We start from the raw sequence: 367 nt of genomic DNA, 5'->3' as shown, positions 1-367 counted from the left end.
ATCCGGAGCCGCTTGAACTGGTGGAGCCAGGCGAATGTGCGCTCGACGACCCAGCGGGTCTTTCCCAGGCCGGAGCCGTGGGCTGTTCCTTTCCGGGCGATCTTCGGTGTGATGCCGCGGGCCCGGATGAGGCGGCGGTACTTGTCGTAGTCGTAGCCGCGGTCGGCGAACAGCCGGCCCGGCCGGTGCCTCGGCCGCCCGCGGACCCCGCGGATGCGGGGTATCGCGTCCAGCAGCGGCATCAGCTGAGTGACGTCGTGACGATTTCCGCTGGTCAGCGAGACGGCGAGCGGGGTGCCGTGCCGGTCGACGATCAGGTGGTGCTTGCTGCCCGGACGGGCGCGGTCGACCGGCGAAGGTCCGGTGT

Annotated in this window: 1 protein-coding gene; it reads right to left on the bottom strand. The window is 70.6% G+C overall.

The window, feature by feature from the left end; genetic code table 11:
• On the bottom strand, positions 1-367 hold a 367-nt coding region (locus tag AADR41_RS42615), incomplete at both ends, for an IS5 family transposase (RefSeq protein WP_342287834.1).

Origin of the sequence: Streptomyces sp. CLV115 (assembly GCF_038448545.1) — a bacterium.
In the GTDB taxonomy this organism is placed as follows: Bacteria; Actinomycetota; Actinomycetes; order Streptomycetales; family Streptomycetaceae; genus Streptomyces; species Streptomyces sanglieri.
The sequence above is the reverse complement of the archived record's forward strand: the minus strand, read 5'-3'. Positions and strand labels throughout refer to the sequence as shown.